1 pseudogene is annotated in these 969 nt (G+C 66.2%); it reads left to right on the top strand.

The window, feature by feature from the left end:
• Nucleotides 1-67: 67 nt before the first annotated feature.
• Nucleotides 68-969 (top strand): annotated as a pseudogene (locus tag GXW74_RS27775) (IS3 family transposase); the annotation flags it as partial.

Below are 969 nucleotides of genomic sequence, written 5' to 3'. Positions count from 1 at the left end.
CTGACCTGACCCCCTAGAAGGGGTCCGCCGGTAATGTAGTCCGGCGGGTGCTTTGGGAGGGTCATCGATGGCGAAGAGGAAGGCGCATACGCCGGAGGAGATCGTGGCGAAGCTGCGCCAGGTGGAAGTCCTGGTGGGTCAGGGTAAGTCGGTGGCCGAGGGGGTGCGGTCGATCGGTGTGACGGAGCCGACGTATTACCGTTGGCGCACGGAGTTCGGCGGTCTGAAGCTTGACCAGGTGAAGCGTCTGAAAGAGCTGGAACGCGAGAATGCGCGGCTTCGCAAGGCGGTGTCGGACCTGACGCTCGACAACATCATCTTGAAGGAAGCCGCTTCGGGAAAATACTGAGCCCCGCGCGGCGGCGCTCCTGTGTCGAGCATGTGGTGCGCCAGGTTGGCGTCTCGGAGCGCAGGGCGTGCGCGGTGCTGGGGTAGCACCGATCGACGCAGCGGAAGGTGGCGCGGACTGCGGACGATGAAGCAGCTCTGACGGCCGATATCATCGAGCTGGCGAAGCGCTATGGGCGGTATGGCTACCGGCGGATCACAGCGCTGCTGAGGGATGCGGGCTGGGCAGTGAACCGGAAGAGGGTGGAGCGGATCTGGCGTCGGGAGGGCCTGAAGGTGCCGCAGCGGCAGCCGAAACGCGGCAGGCTGTGGCTCAATGGCGGGTCCTGCGTTCGTCTGCGGCCGGAGCGGCCTAACCACGTCTGGGCCTACGACTTCGTTGAGGACCGTACGCGGGACGGGCGGAAGGTCCGGATGCTGTGCGTGGTGGACGAGTTCACGCGCGAGGCGCTGGCGATCAGGGTGGCGCGCAGGCTCTCCTCGTCGGACGTGATAGACGTCCTGGCCGACCTGTTCATAGCGCGCGGAGCGCCGACACACATTCGGTCGGACAACGGGCCGGAGTTCGCGGCGACCGCGGTGAAGGGCTGGATCCATGGCGTGGGAGCAAAGACGGCGTTC

Origin of the sequence: Neoroseomonas eburnea (assembly GCF_018129005.1) — a bacterium.
In the GTDB taxonomy this organism is placed as follows: Bacteria; Pseudomonadota; Alphaproteobacteria; order Acetobacterales; family Acetobacteraceae; genus Neoroseomonas; species Neoroseomonas eburnea.
This window is presented reverse-complemented; position numbering and strand designations above follow the sequence as displayed.